We start from the raw sequence: 19,112 nt of genomic DNA on the forward strand, positions 1-19,112 counted from the left end.
GGGAAGAGTGCCATCCATAGCAATCAACGTCCGTTATTTATAAATGACGGTGTAATTCATATCCGCAGTGATCGTGCCAGCTGCAGGCAGCGCTGCGCCAATTTGCTGATATTTGGCGACCAGATCGATTTGTGCATCGCCATTATGATCTGGTGTTAATATCACCTCATTACTACCTGAAGCGAAATTAAGGGCATGACCCGCTTGATCCACTTCGATGCCAACATCGGTGGCAGGAGTCGAACCACGAGTCGCTTGCAGAAGTGCTGCGTTACTGCCAGGGGTTTTACCGGTAAAGACCACCACATAGCCGCTTCCTCCAGTTACCCCACTACAGCCGCTAAATTGCAACGTAAACGGAGTATTACCGGTGCTAGAGCCCGCGCCGCTAAATAGCTGGTTGGTAACTTGTGGCAATGCCACTGTTTTACCTGACTGGTTTGCTGTGCTCACCACGCAGGTACTGGCAACAATTTCTCCGGTAAAATGGACCGTCGCGGTGGCTTTAGAACCTGTTGCGGCAGTGGTAACGTAATTCGCTGCTGCGCCAGCATTAGCGGCAAACAAAGCGACCAGTACACTGCTGGTAAGTGCAGTTTTCATCATCATAACTCCGTTAAATTTATTATTTACCCAGAAAAGTACTTGTCAGAGGCACAGATTCAGCTGGAGTTCATCAACGTCAAAAAATGATGTAGGACTTCATTTGAAAGAAATGATTAACGTGCGTAAATTGCTCAACAAGTAATCCGGCGCGGATATTATTTATTTGCGAAAAATAAGTAAACAAAATTTTTTGGCATGATTGAATGGCTTTGGAAGGTGTTTTTATATATATCTTAACAAAAGTGTATACATTGTTATCAATAATTCGTTGGGGCGATTTACGCTGCTTTTAACAAAATTTTAATGCTGTCATTTATTCTCTTCTCTTTATTTTAAATTGATGTGTTGGTAAGCGCTGTAAACTCTGATGTTAAAGGTGTGTTCATGCAGAATGTTGACATTAGTAATATGTAACACGCATTTTCTCAATGATTGGCTATCGTTTTAATTTAAGCCATGCTTGCCGCTTCTACTCATCGGAGTTGCTACAATTATTTAAACTAAATTTTTTTACTATTCGTTTTTTTTTGAAATTTGAGCGTGAAAATGAAAGCAATCGCAGACTCTTCGTAAAATACCTTATTTATAATAAGGTTGCTAATCATTGCTTTGTAAATGTGTTACTAAGTTATTTTTATGGTGGGAATTATAAATACACTTATTGATTTCTTCTTGTCGCTCTCCAGGACTCTCATCACTGAGCGTAGTGCAACGAGGTTTGGACAAAGTATTGCTTTTTGTAAGGTTAACCCGTTGTCAGGCGCTCATCATGTGATTCTAGCCACTGGTAGCTTATGAATTGTGATCTGTCAATGACGTTTATGTTGCAATTAATCATGTTTTTTAAGGATGAAATTAAAAAATATTACCAATAAATAATCATCTAAATCATTGGGTTGCATTTGTATGGTGCGAAACCCATCACATTGTATTACATTGTTTTTTACATTTACTGACAGTGTGCCATTGCGTTTTTAAGACTTGTGATATAATTAGCAACATAAATGAGAAAAAAACAATTAAAGATCAATAAATAATGGGCTGAGATATGCTTAAAAAATCGCTAAAGATTAGCAGCCAGGGATATCCAGTCTTTTTAAAGCTGGTCGATTTCATTGTAATCAATGCGACGTTAATTTTTAGCGCCCATCTGTTAGGTCTGGCGCCATTTAACACCATTGCCATTCTGAGTATTCTCTTCTCAGTCTTTTTCTTACTGTTTGCTGAATACATTAAAATTTATCAACAAAAGATTAAGACGATCGGTTTACGTAATCAAAAACGGTTGGTTTTTTGTACGCTGCTGGCGATTTTTCTGAACGAACTGGTCAGCATGACGGTGGCTGAACCCGAGTCTCTCGGCTACTTAGACAAACTGCCTTCCCCCTTTTATTCAGCGATTATTTACTGGTACTTCATCCCATTACCTTTTCTTTATTACATTCGCTTTTTCATTTTTAAATATTCAACGAAAAAGAGTATGCGCGTGGCGATTATTGGTCTGACCGACAATGGTCTGGCTGCAGAAAACGCGTTAATGGATGAATACGCTAATATCACATTGGATCTGGCTTTTTATGATGAGCGCGCCTTATCCCGCTGTGGCGATATCGTCGATAAGGTAAAAAGCCCCTTTCGTGGGCCGGTGATCAATCTGGTTGAGGAAGCCCGGCAGGGAAATATAGACGAAATCTACATCGCTTTACCGATGGTAGCTTTACAACGCATTCGTCATTTTTTGGCGATGATGTCAGACACCACCGTAGATACGTACATTGTTCCTGACTTCTACACCTACAGTAACAACATGTCCAAGCTGCGCTCCATTCACAACCTGCAAACTATTGGAATTTTTAGTTCGCCGTTTGAAGGGGCGGGGTCGTTTATCAAGCGGGCGGAAGATTTGGTGCTTGGCAGCATCATTATGGTGATGATTTCTTCGCTAATGTTGGCCATTGCCATTGGAATCAAACTCACTTCCCGCGGGCCAGTCTTTTTCAAACAAGATCGGTATGGTCTTAGCGGGCAAAAAATTAAGGTCTGGAAGTTTCGCTCGATGCGCGTTATGGAGAACGCCGATACGGTTATTCAGGCCACTAAAAACGATCCGCGGGTAACCAAGTTTGGTAGTTTCTTACGCCGCACCTCACTGGATGAACTGCCGCAGTTTATCAATGTATTGCAGGGAAGTATGTCGATTGTCGGTCCCAGACCTCATGCGGTTACGCATAATGAGCAGTACCGTAAACAGGTCGAAAATTACATGATCCGCCATAAAGTTAAGCCTGGGATCACCGGGCTTGCGCAAATCAACGGTTTCCGCGGGGAAATCGATGCGCTTTATAAGATGGAAAAAAGGGTTCAGTACGATATTGAGTACATTCAAAACTGGTCTTTATGGTTGGATATAAAAATTATTATTAAAACTATTTTCAAAGGATTTATCGGTAAGAATGCATACTAAATTACTCGTGATTACCGGAATCGTGATATCGCAGCCCGTATGGGCTGATTTAACACCGAAATCACACATTGGCTTTGCGGGGATCGACTTCCAGGGCAAGGTCGCTGTGGACTATGGTTATAATGATAACGTGTCTTATCAGCCACATAGCAGAGATGCTATCGGTTCCTCGTTTCAGAGCGCAGCGCCCGTTTTGAGTATGATCGGAGAGCGCGGTCAGGATAAGTATTTACTGATGTACTCCGGTGATTATCGTAACTACTCAAGCGATTCCGCTGATAACTATAACGATCATTTTTTCCGTTTTAACGGTGCCTGGCGCTATGGGCTCAAGCACGGCTTAACACTCAATCTGGAGGATACGCTTGGGCACGAATCGCGCGGTCGAGGGATCACTGAGGGTTTTCTACCGGGTCAATTCGAGCAGTATGGGATTAAATCTCCGCTGACGACGAATTTTATCAACAGTGAATTGCGCTACAGCTATGGCGCGCCGGATGGGCGCGGGAAAGCGGAACTGGCGTTGTTATACAAAAAACTGACGTTCGGCAATACGTCTGACGCCCAGGAGAGTAGTGAAGATTTCTACAATTACATTCAGGAACAGGAATGGCACGAAAATAGCCTGGTGGCAGAAATTTTTGACCAATACACATCCAGAACGCGTTTTCGCTATAGCTTTATTACTAACCAGCGTCACTATGATAACAACTCAGAAAAAGACACTAATGAGTATTATTTACTGTATGGCCTGAAGTCACAGTTGACGGGAAAAACCAATGTCGACATGAATATTTCATGGTTGTACAAGACATTTGAAAACAACGCAAACTCGCATGATTTTAATGGTCTAAACTGGGATATAAAAGGGGAGTGGAAGCCGTTACAGCAGTCTGTTTTCACGGTGCACTCAGCGCAAAGCATTAAAGACCCATCGGAAGTTGGGGGATATATTTTAGTCACCCAGTATGGTCTTTCTTACCAGCACTTCTGGTTAGGCAACCGTTTTTCTACCTTGCTGGATTACTCATACACTTCAGAAGACTATAAAAAACAGAATAAAGATCGGCATGATAAAGATGGGGTATTTAGCGTAACCATGAGCTATGACTACACGCCGTCGGTCAATTTTGAGATTAAATATCAAATAGATACGTTGAATTCGAATAAGGATACTGATTCGTTTTATATCGGTCCCAACGACAATCAGGAAGTCATCAGAACGTTGGGTTATGATAATTCTATGATTATGCTTAAAGCTAAGGTTCAGATCTAAAATGAAAATAATAGAACTGTGCGCGGTTTTGCTATTCAGTATCCTGATGGTCGGATGCACAACGTCCAGCCCGAGATTAATGGACGATCCTGCTACTGTTCAGCAGGATTACCGACTTGGGGCAGGGGATACTGTCAATATCGCTGTTCATGGTCAACCCGATATGACGATGCGGTTTATTTTGGATAAGAGTGGGGAGATTAATTTCCCGTTTGTTGGTGCTCTTATATTAAAAGATAAAACTGTTGAACAGGTGACTAACGAATTAACTCAACGCCTGACTGGAGATTATTTTACTACTCCGATGGTGACGGTGAGTATTGCCGAGTTCCGTAAATACTATGTTTCTGGCGAGGTGAAAAGTCCGAATGGATTCGCTTATGAGCCAGGACTTACCGTCGAGAAATCTATTGCGCAGGCGGGGGGATTTACAGATCGTGCTGACCGTCAAGATATCAACATTCGCCTGTCAGGTAGCAATCAGCTGCTTGAGAATGTTGATTTAACGCACTCTGTTCATCCTGGGGATGTCGTGATTATTGGCATGGGGTTCTTCTGACGATGAAACTATCAATAGTGGAAAACGGCAAAAAACGAGAAAGCACTGTTGAATTCTCCCGCTTTGCCAAAGCGCTGAAAAAGAACGCCTGGAAAATCGCGCTGGCCGGTATCGTTGCCGGGGTCGTGGCTTATCCGTTAATCAGCATGATGTCCTCAAAGTATGTATCAACGGCGACGGTGCTGATTAAGGCGCAGGCCGATAACGTTTCTCCGTTCCCACAGGTTGATGGTTTCGATTCAACGCGCAGTGGTTACTACGAAACGCAATATGCGTTGATGCATTCACGAATTGTGCTCGAGCAAGCCGTTCGCGATATGAAGCTGGATGAAAATCCGGCATTTACCGGGGAAAAAGCCGATGATCAGGGCGCTGATAGCAGTGAAAGTCGGCAACTGAGAATGGAGCTGGCACTGAAAACGTTGTCGAAAAACCTGAATGTCATCGGTATTCGGACAACGAACCTCGCCTCTATTACCTATGAATCGACTTCGCCCCAGGTTGCGGCTGATATCGCCAACGGCGTCGCGCAGGCTTTCATCAACTATACGCTGGAGCAAAAGCGTCAGAAAGTAGAGAAAGCCCGCGAACTGAATTATGAAAAAATGGAAGAGATTCAGAAGTCGATAGCGAAGCAAAAAGAAGAGATGGAAAGCTATCTGAAAAATGCCGGGCTGTTGACCTTTCGCGGTATCGATGGTTTTGAAACCGAGCAGTTAAGTATCGTGACCAATCGTCTGGCCGACGCGACCCAACGTCGTGTTGCCGCTGAATCCGTTTATAACGAAGTGAATGGAGCAGGGAAGTCCGCCGAGAGCGTTATCTCGCTGCCTTCGGTCTCTAACCATGCTCAGATTCAGGATCTGCGCATTGCGTTGATTCAGGCGCAGCGTACGTTGTCTGAACTGCGCAAAGTTTATGGGCCAAAAAACCCCGCCATTTTAAAAGCACAGGCCGATGTTCAGTCGATCCAAAGCCAAACCGGACGGGTGTTGGGTGAGCTGAAAGTCGGCTTACGTCAGCAATATCTGGCGGCGCTGGCGGATGAAAAGAACTATCAGCAACAGGTGGAACAGCAGAAAGAGATCTTCCAGAAAATGGCGTCAAAACGGGATGCCTGGAACGGCCAAAAACTGTCGTTAGATAAAATGGAAGACCTGTATAAATCGCTCTATCAGCGTACTCAGGAGTTGTCGCTGTCCGGCGTGAATGCCGATGCGGTGTTATACGATCCCGCAGTTCCTGCATTAAAACCGGCGAAGCCGAATAAATCACTGCTGTTGGTGATGGTGGTCATGCTGGTGGTTGTGTTCAGCATCATGTATTTCATTGTCAAAGCGGCGATGGATAACTCAATCGCTAGCCTGAGTCGCATGAAAAGGCGCCTCAACGTTACCCCGCTGGGCGAAATCCGTCGTTTTAGTGGAACCTCAGGGCGTGCGCAAGTGCGGGACATGATCCTGAAGAACCCGCTGAATGCCGATATTGTGCACGGTATCCGTACCCGGATTATGCTGGATAATCGTCCATTACAGACGCTCGCCGTGGCATCGACGGAACACGGTGATGGGCGTTCTTTGTTGGCGAATCTGTTAGCGAACTCCTTTAGTTTTGACCAGAAAACGCTGCTTATTGATGCGGATTTCTTTAATACGGGCGGGCTTTCTTCTGAACTGGCATCAGCCACATCCGCAGGCCTGGCTGAGCTGCTGCGCGGAGAGACTCAGCTGGAACAGGCGCGGATCACGCTCAGTGATAATCTCGACTTTATTGCGCACGGCAAGAGCACCATCTCTTCTTTACTGATGTTGTCGTCGGAGCACGTTGAACCCTTAATGCGCGAACTGAAATCGCATTATCAGCGCATCATTATTGATGTTGCTGCTGTGAATCAGAGTCAGGATGTTCAACTGATCAAACGTGCCGTCGATGGGGTTGTTTTCATAGTGAAAGCCGGGGTGGAGTCGGCGGGACACATCGCCAGCGCGCTGGATAAGATTGAGGAAAATAACGGCGTGGTGATTGGCGCGGTACTCAATGCGGTTGAAGAAAAAGATCTTGAAACCCAGGAGGGTCTGCGTTCACTTAACTTCAGTACCGATCAACTGATGACGACGCCAGGCCGGGTATGAGTCTACTGAAGAGCGCTTCCACGATAGCCGGTTCATCAGTCATCTCGCAGTTGATTGGTGCGCTGTCTATCTGGTTGATTTCACACAAGTACGATATGTCTGAGGTGGGGCTTTATGCGCTCAATTACAGCATCGCCGTGGTGGGCGCGCAGGTGTGTACCTTTGCATCGCAGCTTTTAATTCCAAAACAGCACGACGACGAACTGGTACAGAACGTCGTATTTTGCCTGCTCCAAAGCACGATCATTGCCTTACCGTACGCCGTACTGACAGCGTGGCTGTTTCACCAGAATATCCTGTTCCTTTATTTGCTGACGCTGGCGACGGCGTGGGTTTTAATCTCGGAAAACCTGTCGCTGCGCACGGCCAATTTTCGTTTTCTGATTTTCCAGCGCATCTCTGTCTCTGTGGTGGTATTACTTTCGGTTCTGGTTACGCATCAGGTGCAACTGTTTTATTGGTCATGGGCCTGCGCGACGATGGTGCTGACCATAAGCTGTATTTTGCATTCGTTTGATATTCGTTCCGTGGCGGCCAGACATTTGCGACCTGCCAGTAACTGGCATTTTTTCAAACAAAATATCCATCACATTACCAAAGTCGGTAGTGCGGAAGTGCTGGCGATGGCCAGCAGCAATTTGCCGATTATGTTGATTAACTTTTGGTTCTCGGCGCTGACGGCAGGTTATTTTTCCGTGGTTAGCCGCTTTTGCCTGGCGCCGGTGGTGATCATCGGCAACGCAGTGCGCAATACTATTTTTTCCAAGTGGTCTATCGACTTCAGAAATAACACCTTTAATTATCAGGAATATACCAGGGTGCGGATGCTATTGTTGGTTCTGGGGGTTGTCTGTACTCTCGGGGTGTTTATTTTCTATCCAATAGTGATGCGTCTGGGCTTTAGCGAAGACTGGATTAACTCCATTGAGACGTCGCGCTACATGTTGCCCTATTTATTCCCGGCGCTGGCGATAAGCCCTCTGACGGTGATTGAGCTTATTTTTGGTTCCCACCGCTATTTTCTGCGTATCCAACTGGAACAGCTGGCGATTGTGTTATTCGCATTTGTCGTCATTCCCTATTTTCATAAAGATTATGCCACGTCGGTTATCCTGTTTTCTTCACTGACATTTATTCGCTACGCCTTCATTTATCTGAAAATGAATAAGCGAGCCAATCTTCTGAAAGACAAGCCGGTGATACTATGACGCTGAATACCGGATACTATTTACAGGTTTTTAGCTTTATCACGCTGATCCTGTGTGGCCTGGTGCAATACTTTACCGGCATGCAGTCGGTGCTGTGGATCCCCTTTTTCCTGACCCTGTTGATGGTGGGATTATTGGTGATGCAGACGCGTGATGGCTCGCTGCAGCTGGATGCGCAGGAGACGATTGTCCTGGCATTGTATTTTTCGTTCCTGATACTGGCCGGAACATCGACGCTGATTCAGGGTGGGATCACCGTCGCGATTGTGGCATTTAAAAATGAAATCGCATTGTCACTGGTGATGATCTGTTTGCTGCTGGGATTTTGCCGGGAGTCGCAGATTTACCGTGCAACGCGCTATCTGTACTGGGTGTTTTACGCGCAAATCCCGGTAATGATTTATCAGGTTTTGCTGGTCGTTCCCCAGCGCGTTGCAGTGCGTGGCGAAGATGAGAAATGGGACTCCGTGGTTGGTACGTTTGGCGGTGACCCCATGGGGGGCGGTAACACTGCTGCGATGGGCCTGTTTTGCTTGTTGATTATGTTGTTAAAAGTCTCTGAGTATAAGCACGGATTGACCACGTTCAAGTCCATGGCGCTGCACATTGTTCTTGGGATCGGGCTATGTATTATTGGTGAAGTGAAGTTCGTTATTCTGCTGTCACCTCTGTTCCTCGCGTGGGTGTGGATCTCACCGAGCTACGTCAAAGACGTCAGTAAGGTTAATCTGAAGACGCTGTTGGTTATTGTGGCGGGCATGCTGCTGCTTATTAGCCTGTCGATAGTGATCCTCGCGTACTATTATTCTTCCGCGTTTGGCGGCGATCCGTCGAAAAGCTCGTTAAGCATTTTCATCGACTCCTTAAGCTATATTTTTGACCCAAACTACATCATGTCTACCGGGGAGTTAGGGCGCTTTACGACGTTCCTGTTCTGGTTGAAAAATAACGATCTGTGGGGGCTTTCAGGAACATTATTTGGCTACGGGCTCAACGCCACTAACAGCGGGAGTACGGTGTCGCCGGGCTTTTTGAATATCATTTATAACTTAATTCTCGACTCGACTTCCCTGAGTATGCTGCTGTGGGAAGTCGGGGTGATCGGCACGTTACTTTTTATTAGCTTATTCATTTATATCCTGAAAGTTTGTCAGCCAAAGCCATTACTGACGCTTGAACAACTGGACCAGCAGGATCTTCAGTTGCTGAGCTTTGCACCGGCGTTTAACGCTTTTGCTATCAGTTGCTTAATTAGCTTACCTTACAGCCAGATACTGATGATTACACCGATGTTACAATTCCTGTTCTATTTATCACTAGGATCAAGTTTAGTGATTCGTCGAACCGTCCTTCGCTGTGTAGGGTAATTGTATGGACCAAAAACCGTTTATTTCAGTGAGTATTAAAACACTCAATGAATCTGAATGTATTGAGAAAACGATAGACAGTATCCGCAGACAGCTTGTTGATTATCCACATAAAATTATAGTGGCAGATAGCCTGTCAACGGATAACACCCAACAGCTTGCGATCGATAAAGGGGTGACCGTGGTCTCTTTAACTGACCCAGGCGATCGCTGCTGCGGCGTCGGGCATCAGTTAGGTTATCTGTATAGTGAAGGGGAATATCTGTTGCTGATGGACGGCGACATGGAGCTGGAAGAGGGCTTTGTGGATCAGGCTGTCGCTTTTTTGCAGGCTGAGCCGGAATATGCAGGTGTCGCGGGAACCGTTGAAATGGACGATGCCGTTAACTATGAATTTAAATCGCGTAAGCAGCGTATTAGTAAAATCTATCCGCTTGGAGATAGCGACCATTTAGGCGGTGGTGGGTTATATCGCCGCTCTGCGATTGAGAAAATTGGTTATCTCACCAACCGTAATTTGCACGCTTATGAAGAAGCCGAACTGGGCCTGCGTTTGCTCGATGCGGGTTATAAACTACGCCGCCTGAATATTCCGTATTTTATTCATACTTCGCATACCATGCCGACCTTTCAGATGCTGAAGCACCGCTGGAAAAGTGGATACTATCAGGCACCGGGCGAGCTTTTACGTTGTGCGTGGGGAAAACCTTATTTCGGCAAAGCGTTAAAAATGGTTAAGAACGAGGCGATTTTTTCTGTGTATCTGATTGCCTTGTTTATTGCGGCGGTGACCTTCAATCTCGAACTTTTCGATATTGCATTTCTACCCTTGCTAGCCTTTATTATCTTGAAAACCGTGCAGAATCGATCGTTATTGAACGGATTGCAGAGCGTAATGAACCTGGCCGTGCTTTCTGCGGGACTTGTTAAAGGGTTGACTAAACCAGTACGCGATCCGTTGACTCCGCCTGACAGTAAAATCATTCATGAATAACTAAGGCTGGCGCAATGAAAGTTTTATTAGTGAATAAATTTTTTTTCATTAAAGGCGGCGCGGAAACCGTTTATTTTCAAGAGCGCGAGATGCTGAAACAGGCCGGAGTACAGGTTATTGATTTCTCGATGCAGCATGAGAATAATTTCCCTTCGGACTATGCGGATTATTTCGTCGGCAATGTGGACTACCACCAAGAGAGCAATCTGCTGGGCGGGCTCAAAACGGCGGTTAACTTTATTCATAATTCGCAGGCCTGCAAAAAGATGCTGGCGCTACTACAAAAAGAGCGTCCGGATATCGTCCACTTCCATAACATTTACCATCAGTTGACGCCGGCGTTGATTAAAGTGGCCCGCAATTTTGGCTGCAAAACGGTGCTGACCGCGCATGACTATAAGATCGTCTGTCCTGCCTATTCCATGCTGCGCGACGGTAAAGTGTGTGATTCCTGTATTACCGGGACGGTTTTCAATGCCTTCAGGTATCGTTGCCAGGAAGGCTCTGCTTCAAAAAGCCTCCTGCTCTCTTTAGAGGCGACCTGGCAATATATTGCGCAAAATTACCAGGCGCTGGATGTGATCGTTTCGCCGAGCGTCTTTTTACGCGGCGTATTGTTGCGTACGCTGCCGAATTCGCGCATTGATGTCATCGTCAATGGCGTTGATGACAGCCGTCCTCTGGATGAGGTAAGCGATGCGGGCTATATGCTGTACTTCGGTCGCCTGAGCCGTGAAAAGGGCGTGGCAACGTTATTGGCGGCGCATGAGAAAATGCAGAACAAAGCGCCGCTGAAAATTGTGGGTCACGGTCCCCTGCACGACGAATTAGTCGCCCAATACCCGGACGTTGAGTTTTTAGGTTATGTGCAACAAGGGGAAGCTCTCGATAACCTTATTAAGCATGCACGGGCAGTGATCCTTCCTTCAGAATGCTATGAAAACTGTTCTATGGCGATATTAGAGGCGATGTCCTTAGGCAAGCCAGTGATTGGATCGCGCATCGGCGGCATCCCGGAACAAATTCGTGATGGTATCGAAGGGATTTTATTCGAACCTGGCAATGCGCAGGAGTTAGCAAATGCGATGGATGCACTGGCCGACTCGCCAGAGAAGGCGCGGGTCATGGGCTTACAGGGGCGTGCGCGATTGAGTGAAAAATATGCGCTGAGTAAACATATGGATACCCTACTGGCGCTCTATAAAGAACTGCTGAGCAGGCCATAGTATGAGTAAAAAAATAACGGTTTTTGGTACGCGTGGTATTCCCGATGTATTGGGTGGGGTGGAGACACACTGTCAGAATCTATATCCTGCCATTAAGCAGCAGTTGGACGTTGATATTTGCGTGATTGCACGCTCGCCGTATGTAAATTACAAACGATCGTTATATAAGAAAGTTGAAACCTACGCGCTGTGGGCACCCAAAAAGCGCTCGCTGGAAGCGATTGTCCATTCTGTTTTATCGGCATTTAGGACAAGTATCGACCATTCGGATATTGTGCATGTCCATGCTATCGGACCCGGGCTTGTGATCCCATTATTACGTATGTTAGGGAAAAAGGTGGTTTTCACCCACCATGGACCTGATTACGATCGTCAAAAATGGGGATTCGTTGCCAAAAAAATATTGCTGCTGGGTGAGCGTTGGGCGGTGAGATATGCCAACGAAGTGATTGTGATTTCAGACGTTATTAATCAACTGATCCAGAAAAAACATGGCCGCTATGATGCGCATTTAATTCACAATGGCGTCAACGAGCCGCGGTCGTTATCTGCGTTGACCATCGACAATACGCTCTCCCGCTTTGGGCTGCAGCCGAAAAACTACCTCGTGGTGGTTGGGCGATTTGTGGAAGAAAAAGGGATGCATGATGCTATTGCCGCTTATCAGCGCAGCGGTTTAACTATGCCGTTAGTGTTAATTGGCGATGCGGATCATCCGACCGAATACAGCATTCGCCTCAAAAAGCTTGCCGCGGACACCCCTGGCGTTGTGATGACGGGGTTCTTGCGTGGTGATGAGCTTCAGGCGGTGTTTTCCCAGGCACAGCTGTTTGTGATGCCTTCATACCATGAAGGATTGCCCATTGCGCTGCTGGAAGCAATGTCATTTTCTCTTCCTGCCGTCGTCAGTGATATTCCGGCTAACCTCGAAGTTCAACTGCCGTCCGAGGCCTATTTTAAGGTGGGGGATGTGACCAGCCTGGCCGAAAAATTAACCGAGTGGGCGGCAACCAATAGCGTGGACTATCGTGTATATTTGCAAAACTATAACTGGCATGAAATCGCCAAAAAGACAATTAACGTCTATCACTCAATTGATAAAGATATAGGTTAATTTTGACCAGTCCTCAAAATCGTCCTCCCGTCATCGAACGATTTTATGCTCATCTTGACGAGCCGATTGCGCAAGGGTTGACCCCTGAACAAAAAGAAGGGGTGGAAAAAGCGATCCTGGCCTCGACTCTGACTTCGCGGCATCAGATCGATATTCGCCGAAGCTTTCCCTTTTTCAGTAAACGCTATTATCTGGTTTTTTTGTTTGGCAGAGATTTGCGTCGGCAGCATCGTCAGGAGTCGACCCTGTCGAGAATATTGCTCACTTTTTTGCTGCTGATAGCCGTGTTGTTCGTTACCTGCTGCGTATTGCTGACGCTGTATATGATCAAATCAGCATTAGGTATTGATGTGTTCCAAAATTTTCATGTGGGTATATGGGACTGGTGGTTAAGTCTGAAAAACCGCTAGCGTAAACAAACCTGTGGAGGGCGTCACTGCGATGAAGTGTAAATGGGTTTCTGCGCTGTTGTTGATGTCCTTTCCGTTGGCGGTTATGTCCGCATTAACGACCGTAACCCCCAAAGCATTAACGGGCCCGCTAACCAATCCGGGGATTGGCGTGGCAAGTTTTCATCAGGGGTACGGTGAAACGCTGGGTCTGGCGGATTATCCCAATACCGGATTTGAATACGAGCGATTTTACTGGCGAGAGCTGGAACCTGTTGAAGGTCAGTATAATTTTGCGCTGGTGGATGATGCCTTCAAATACGCGGCAGCGCATCGTCCCGCGATGAATGTCGGGCTGCGCTTTATGGTGCTTGCCGATCCGGGGGATGGCACCAAAATTCCCGATTGGCTGATTAAAAAAGGCGTGAAAGGCCGCTGGACGCCCGATAATAAAACATTTATTCCGGATTTAAGCGACCCGCTGTTTATTGAGTACAGCCAGCGTCTGCTGAACGCATTCGGAAAACGCTACGACGGTAATGAGAATCTCGCTTTTGTGGATATCGGCATGGTGGGGGCCTGGGGTGAATGGCATAACAGCAATTTCCTTGATCTGAAACCACTGTTGGAGCAGTACACCACCGCGCAGTTAGACCGCTACGTCGCAATGCACTTTTCTGCCTTCCCTTCGACGCCGAAAATAATGTTGATGAGCGGTGGGCAAAGCCTGGCGAATGCGGTGGCGCGAGGGGCTGGATGGCGGGCGGATTGCTGGGGTGACCTGCGCGTATTTTCGGACTCCTGGAGCCATATGGCCGATGATTACCCGCAGCGATTACTGGCAGCACAGCAGAGCTATTCGGGGTTTAACGATGCCTGGAAACGTGCGCCGGTCAGTCTGGAAATCTGTTCATATATGCAGGACTGGAAGAACACCTTCCACTATACGCGTGCCGAAGTGCAGGGCATTTTTGACTGGGCGGTCAAGCAGCACGCCAGCACGATCAACCTGAAATCGAGAGCGATACCCAGCGATTATCGACCGATTGTTGATGATGCGCTGACCAAACTGGGCTATCGGTTTCGCTTAGCGTCTCTGAGCCATGAGTCCGTGTGGGACGGCGGACAAACGTTGAGGTTGAACAGTACCTGGTATAACGAAGGTATCGCACCGATTTATCTGCCCTACACGCTGGCATTTCGTGTGGTGGATAGCGCCAATAAGGTGGTGGCGCAGGGGAATGCGGCGGATGATATACGACGTTGGCTCCCTGGCGTTTATCAGGTTAGCTACGCATTGCCCATGCCGGGCCGACTGGCGAAAGGGCAATACGCCATTGAGGTTTCGATGCTGGATAAATCCGGGGCGGCAAGAATTAACTTTGCCAACGAAGGAAAGCAAAGCAGCGGCTGGTATCGCGTATCAACGATAACGGCACGCTAGCCCGTCACGGCAAAGAGCCTGAGGCTCAGGCTCGTTGCCGGGTACATCAGATGTTATAACCATTCGGGTTGTTTTTTTGCCAGTTCCAGGTGTCACGCATCATTTCATCAAGGTTGTAGATGGCCTTCCAACCTAACTCTTTGTATGCCAGTGACGGGTCAGACCAACATTCGGCAATGTCGCCGGGCCTTCTGTCGACAAACTGATAGCTTATTTTTTTCTGCGCCGCTTTTTCAAACGCATCAATCAGATTAATCACAGAATAACCGACCCCGGTACCGAGATTAATCACCTTATAGGCAGCGCCTTTATTCTGGCTATCCAGCGCGGCTAAATGGCCGGTCGCCAAATCCATGACGTGGATATAATCACGAACGCCGGTGCCGTCGGGGGTTGGATAGTCATTACCGTACACCGACACGGTTTTCAGCTTACCAATCGCAACCTGGGAGATGTACGGCACCAGGTTATTGGGGATACCGTTGGGAGCCTCACCAATCCGACCCGATGGATGGGCGCCTACCGGGTTGAAATAGCGCAGGCAGGTAATGCGGAAATCGGGCTGCGCGCGGGAGAAATCGGCCAGAATCTGTTCGACCATTAATTTAGAGGTACCGTACGGATTGGTGGTTCCCCCCGTACGCGATTGCTCGCTCAGCGGCACGCTTTCCGGATTACCGTATACCGTAGCTGATGAGCTAAAAATGAATCGATTAACGCCTGCGGCCAGCATCTCATCCAGTAAAACCAGCGTTCCAGTGACGTTGTTTTCGTAGTAAGCAAGGGGTTCTTTTATCGACTCGGAAACCGATTTGAGGCCCGCAAAATGAATGACATCGGTGATGTTATGGTTGGCGAAAATGTTTTTTAATGCCTGCCTGTCGAGAACATCAGCGATATAGACAATGGGTTCCCTTCCTGTGAGTTCCGCGACCCTGTCCAGCGAGATTCGGCTGGCGTTCGCCAGATTATCGATGACAACGACATCATCTCCTCTTTCCAGTAGCGTTAAAACAGTATGTGAACCAATATAACCTGCACCACCAGTGACAAGAATAGCCATACAGACTCCAGAAAAATGCTAAAAACCCGAGCGATTTTCCAGCAATGCACCCAAGGATCCAGTGGATCAGTTATTTTGCCGGGAAAGATATACGTTTCTATATTTTATCATACACTTATATGATATTTTTTTAAAGATTGCCAACAGACTGAACTTATTTATTTTTGTATCATAGGCAATATAATTACTTGAGAAGTTTAGCGTGTGAACGCCGTCACTGTGGTTGATCGACGAATTGATTTGTTCGATCAGATTCTCATCAAAATTAGCGTCATTCAGTGTGACTAATTCTTTGATGTAGATAGATTTTCCATACGTTTCAGGTGTGCATTCCTGGGTTAAGAAATACATTTTGTTATCGACAAGATAAGGCGCACCCGCTCCCCGATGATGATGATTGCTCACCTTCAATGCAGGAGTAATTCTCTGCCACTGTCCGTGAAGATGCTCTGCCGAATGAATAATTATTTTATTATCCATGGTGGTCGACATAAGATAGCAGGTCTCATTCATTGAAAGAAAAATGTTATCTGTCACTTCGGTGTCAGAGATTAGAACTTTAATTTTCTTCCAGCGCGTAGGAAACTCTACTGACTGAAACAGTATCACTTCTTTTCTTTCTGATGATTCAGGAATCATGAAGAGCTGATCGTTAATATTAATCAGGAAAGGAAATGACAAATGACACATCAGGTCGTCAAAACCTTCAAGTTTCACGTCATCAATTTCAACCAGTTCACGATCAAGAATACGGCATCGGAGCGTGCCTTTCGAGTTGCGAAAGCTAAAAGCTTCATAAAAAACAAACAGTTTATCATCTTTTTCAATAAGAAAAGGATCGGCCTGAAACGTATATTTCTTTTTTAACTGCTGTGCAGCGGATTTACTTAATATATCCAGTGTATTATTCGGGAATAAGTGTGTACCATGATCCTTAATAATCATGATATCCCACGACTCATGATAGAATAACATATTTATTATTCTTTTTATTTTTGCTTGCATTCGTACCCGCTCCTTTTTATCGCCTGCATCATGTATGAACAGCTATTTGCGGCTCAGTTCATGAGACCTGTCGCAACGTTGTATGAATGTGCGAAAACTGATGTGAGAACACCAGTGGCTATTTTAAAACTAGTCGCAAGCATGTTTTTTGTCTATAGCACAAAAGTAGGTAAAAGCTCTCCAGAGCATCCTTGCTCCAGTGGACGATTTACTCGAAATGCACCTGCGGGTTATCAGCAAGGGAAACGTAGGTTTTGCTGTTTTTATCCAGGGTACGGATTTCACCGCTTTCGATGTCATATACCCAGCCGTGCAGACGAAGCGCATTATTTCGCAGCCCAACCGCGACGCAAGGATGCGTTTTAATATTATTGAGCTGTGCGATAACGTTTTCTTCCACCATAGCGTTAACTTTATCAATTGGGTTATCCCAGGTTTTCTTCTCAACCACGGCTTTCGCGGCATCGGCATAGTGCAACCAGTGAGCCACAGCGGGCATCGGATCCAGAGGCTGGCTATCGGCAATGGCTTTCATCGCGCCGCAGTTGGAGTGTCCGCAGATGACGATATCCGTCACGCCAAGTGCGACAACCGCGTATTCAATCGTAGCAGATACGCCACCGGGTTCCGGTCCAAAAGACGGAACGATATTACCGGCGTTGCGGATAACGAAAAGCTGTCCGGGCTCTTGCTGAGTAACGAGTTCTGGCACCAGGCGGCTATCGGAACAGGAGATGAAAAGCGCTTTAGGATTCTGGCTGGATGCCAGGCTGCGAAAGAGTTCCTTACGTTGAGGGAAAATCTCTTTTTGGAAGTTGAGGAAGCCCTCAATGATATGTTGCATAGCAGTGTCTCTTTTCTCTGTTTAAGCAGGTTATGATGAAGATCACACTTTCCAGTTTAACACCAGCCGACAGAACGGAAAAACTTTATAGCAGTTCTGCAACATCTTTGTATAGTTTTGCCCCACCGTGGCGGGGCAAAGAGTGTGATGCGCGCTATGCGTTCTGTCGTTTTTGGTACGCCGCTTTCAGTCGGTTCATCGCTTCTACCAGTACCGAGCGCGGGCACCCAACGTTGAGTCTCATGTGACCCTCTCCGCCGGGGCCATATTGCGCGCCTGGTGACAGACCCAGTTTTGCTTCCTGCACAAAAAATGCGCTTAGCTGTTCATCGCTAAGATTCATTTTTTCCGCGTTCAGAAACAGAAGATACGATGCGCCGCCATACACAATGGAGATTAAGGGACAGTGCTTTTCAATTTCACTTTTAACAAACGCCACATTGTCGGCCAGGTAGGCTAATAATTTTTGGTGCCAGTCGCCACAATGGGTAAAGGCGCTGTAAATGGCCGCCTGCTGTAATGAATGTGTCTCGGCCAGGTAGCAGTTATCCAGGAAACCATAGAACTGATGGCGTAATTCATCATTTTTAATAATGGCAATTCCGCCCTGGATCGCCGCCGTGTTGAAGGTTTTACTGATTGAGGTCAGCACGATTGACTGGCTCCCTGTCGCTTCGTCTAAAGAAAAAAACGGCAGATGGCGCTTGTCTGGCAGGGTTAAATCACTATGTACTTCATCTGAGAGAATAATGACGCCAGCTTGCTGACAATAGTGACTTACTTTTTCCAACGTTTCCCGCGACCACACCATACCGCCCGGATTATGCGGCGAAGGGAAAAGAAACATTTTGCTCTGCTTGAGTTTTTCGCTGAAATCATGCCAGTCAAATTCGTAATGACCATCTTTCTCAATGAGGCGCGTTTGAATCAAATTCCTGCCGCTGGTGTTTACCAGATTAGGGTAGGGGTCATATATTGGCGTACAGGTTAAAATATTATCACCTGGTCGGGTAAACACCATCAGAGAGAGTACGATAGTTTTTATGACGCCGGGAATAAAATGCAACCAGTGTGGCTTTATGTCGACATCATACTGTTGCGCATACCAATGAATAACGGACTCTTTCCATTGCGGATAATCCAGGTTGTAGCCTTGTACTGGCTGCGATACCTCGGAACGCAGTGTGCTCATGATTGGCTCTGGCGTCACAAAATCCATATCTGCAATCCACAGCGGTAATACATCGGTGGTGCCGTACATCTGTTGTAATTGACCGTATTTACGGCAATTAACATCCCTTATGACAATATCATCAAACAAAGACATTGCTGACTCCTGGACAGTCTCTGAAAAATAGTTTAAGCAACGCAACAGTGAAGAATATTTCTGTATATCTAGTCGATATATTAAATTTACCCTG

16 protein-coding genes are annotated in these 19,112 nt (G+C 46.5%); 11 read left to right on the forward strand and 5 right to left on the reverse strand.

Translation table 11 applies throughout. The features are described 5' to 3' along the window. Positions 1-33 precede the first annotated feature (33 nt). A complete protein-coding gene (locus OGV93_RS23490; protein WP_434532900.1) occupies positions 34-606 on the reverse strand; it encodes a fimbrial protein in 573 nt (190 codons plus the stop codon). 1,048 nt (positions 607-1,654) lie between these two features. On the opposite strand from OGV93_RS23490, the gene OGV93_RS23495 reads away from it, so the two are divergent. Genes OGV93_RS23495 through OGV93_RS23545 form a run of 11 tightly spaced genes read left to right on the forward strand, consistent with a single transcriptional unit; the run spans position 1,655 to position 14,779 of the window. Further along, positions 1,655-3,070: an undecaprenyl-phosphate glucose phosphotransferase gene (locus OGV93_RS23495; protein WP_287110241.1), complete on the forward strand. Its 1,416-nt coding sequence runs from the start codon at positions 1,655-1,657 to the stop codon at positions 3,068-3,070. Beyond that, on the forward strand, positions 3,060-4,346 hold the full coding sequence (locus OGV93_RS23500) for an outer membrane beta-barrel protein (protein WP_046274862.1): 1,287 nt from the start codon (positions 3,060-3,062) through the stop codon (positions 4,344-4,346). The genes OGV93_RS23495 and OGV93_RS23500 overlap by 11 nt, the downstream gene beginning before the upstream one ends. Position 4,347: 1 nt before the next feature. Next, positions 4,348-4,905 carry a polysaccharide biosynthesis/export family protein gene (locus OGV93_RS23505; protein ID WP_016154118.1) on the forward strand — a complete coding sequence of 186 codons (558 nt, stop codon included), beginning with the start codon at positions 4,348-4,350 and terminating at the stop codon, positions 4,903-4,905. A gap of 2 nt (positions 4,906-4,907) precedes the next feature. Then, positions 4,908-7,037 carry a GumC family protein gene (locus tag OGV93_RS23510; protein WP_287110242.1) on the forward strand — a complete coding sequence of 710 codons (2,130 nt, stop codon included), beginning with the start codon at positions 4,908-4,910 and terminating at the stop codon, positions 7,035-7,037. Further along, positions 7,034-8,245, forward strand: coding sequence for a lipopolysaccharide biosynthesis protein (locus tag OGV93_RS23515; protein WP_287110243.1), 1,212 nt, complete (start codon positions 7,034-7,036; stop codon positions 8,243-8,245). Before OGV93_RS23510 ends, OGV93_RS23515 begins: the two co-directional genes overlap by 4 nt. Continuing rightward, complete coding sequence (locus OGV93_RS23520) at positions 8,242-9,612, forward strand: hypothetical protein (protein WP_047358832.1); 1,371 nt, start codon at positions 8,242-8,244, stop codon at positions 9,610-9,612. Before OGV93_RS23515 ends, OGV93_RS23520 begins: the two co-directional genes overlap by 4 nt. 4 nt (positions 9,613-9,616) lie before the next feature. Continuing rightward, on the forward strand, positions 9,617-10,606 hold the full coding sequence (locus OGV93_RS23525) for a glycosyltransferase family 2 protein (protein WP_016154114.1): 990 nt from the start codon (positions 9,617-9,619) through the stop codon (positions 10,604-10,606). A gap of 14 nt (positions 10,607-10,620) precedes the next feature. After that, complete coding sequence (locus OGV93_RS23530) at positions 10,621-11,832, forward strand: glycosyltransferase family 4 protein (RefSeq protein WP_287110244.1); 1,212 nt, start codon at positions 10,621-10,623, stop codon at positions 11,830-11,832. Position 11,833: 1 nt separating this feature from the next. Then, on the forward strand, positions 11,834-12,946 hold the full coding sequence (locus OGV93_RS23535) for a glycosyltransferase family 4 protein (protein ID WP_287110245.1): 1,113 nt from the start codon (positions 11,834-11,836) through the stop codon (positions 12,944-12,946). A 2-nt stretch (positions 12,947-12,948) separates the two neighbouring features. Further along, a complete protein-coding gene (locus tag OGV93_RS23540) occupies positions 12,949-13,356 on the forward strand; it encodes a hypothetical protein (protein ID WP_016154111.1) in 408 nt (135 codons plus the stop codon). A 31-nt stretch (positions 13,357-13,387) separates the two neighbouring features. Then, positions 13,388-14,779: a DUF4832 domain-containing protein gene (locus OGV93_RS23545; RefSeq protein ID WP_287110246.1), complete on the forward strand. Its 1,392-nt coding sequence runs from the start codon at positions 13,388-13,390 to the stop codon at positions 14,777-14,779. Positions 14,780-14,825: 46 nt separating this feature from the next. Here the strand turns inward: OGV93_RS23545 and galE are convergent, their stop codons facing one another. From galE to OGV93_RS23565, 4 genes are all read right to left on the reverse strand, one after another. Next, positions 14,826-15,842, reverse strand: a complete 1,017-nt coding sequence (galE, locus tag OGV93_RS23550; protein ID WP_287110247.1) for a UDP-glucose 4-epimerase GalE — start codon at positions 15,840-15,842, stop codon at positions 14,826-14,828. A gap of 66 nt (positions 15,843-15,908) precedes the next feature. Next, complete coding sequence (locus OGV93_RS23555) at positions 15,909-16,847, reverse strand: glucosamine inositolphosphorylceramide transferase family protein (RefSeq protein WP_016154108.1); 939 nt, start codon at positions 16,845-16,847, stop codon at positions 15,909-15,911. 208 nt (positions 16,848-17,055) lie between these two features. After that, entirely contained in the window at positions 17,056-17,691 is a 636-nt protein-coding gene (locus tag OGV93_RS23560; RefSeq protein ID WP_016154107.1) for a carbonic anhydrase, read from the reverse strand. A 154-nt stretch (positions 17,692-17,845) separates the two neighbouring features. Then, a complete protein-coding gene (locus OGV93_RS23565; protein WP_287110249.1) occupies positions 17,846-19,018 on the reverse strand; it encodes a MalY/PatB family protein in 1,173 nt (390 codons plus the stop codon). Positions 19,019-19,112: the final 94 nt, after the last annotated feature.

The sequence above is a fragment of the Citrobacter sp. Cb031 genome (assembly GCF_030336725.1).
Lineage (GTDB): Bacteria > Pseudomonadota > Gammaproteobacteria > Enterobacterales > Enterobacteriaceae > Citrobacter > Citrobacter braakii.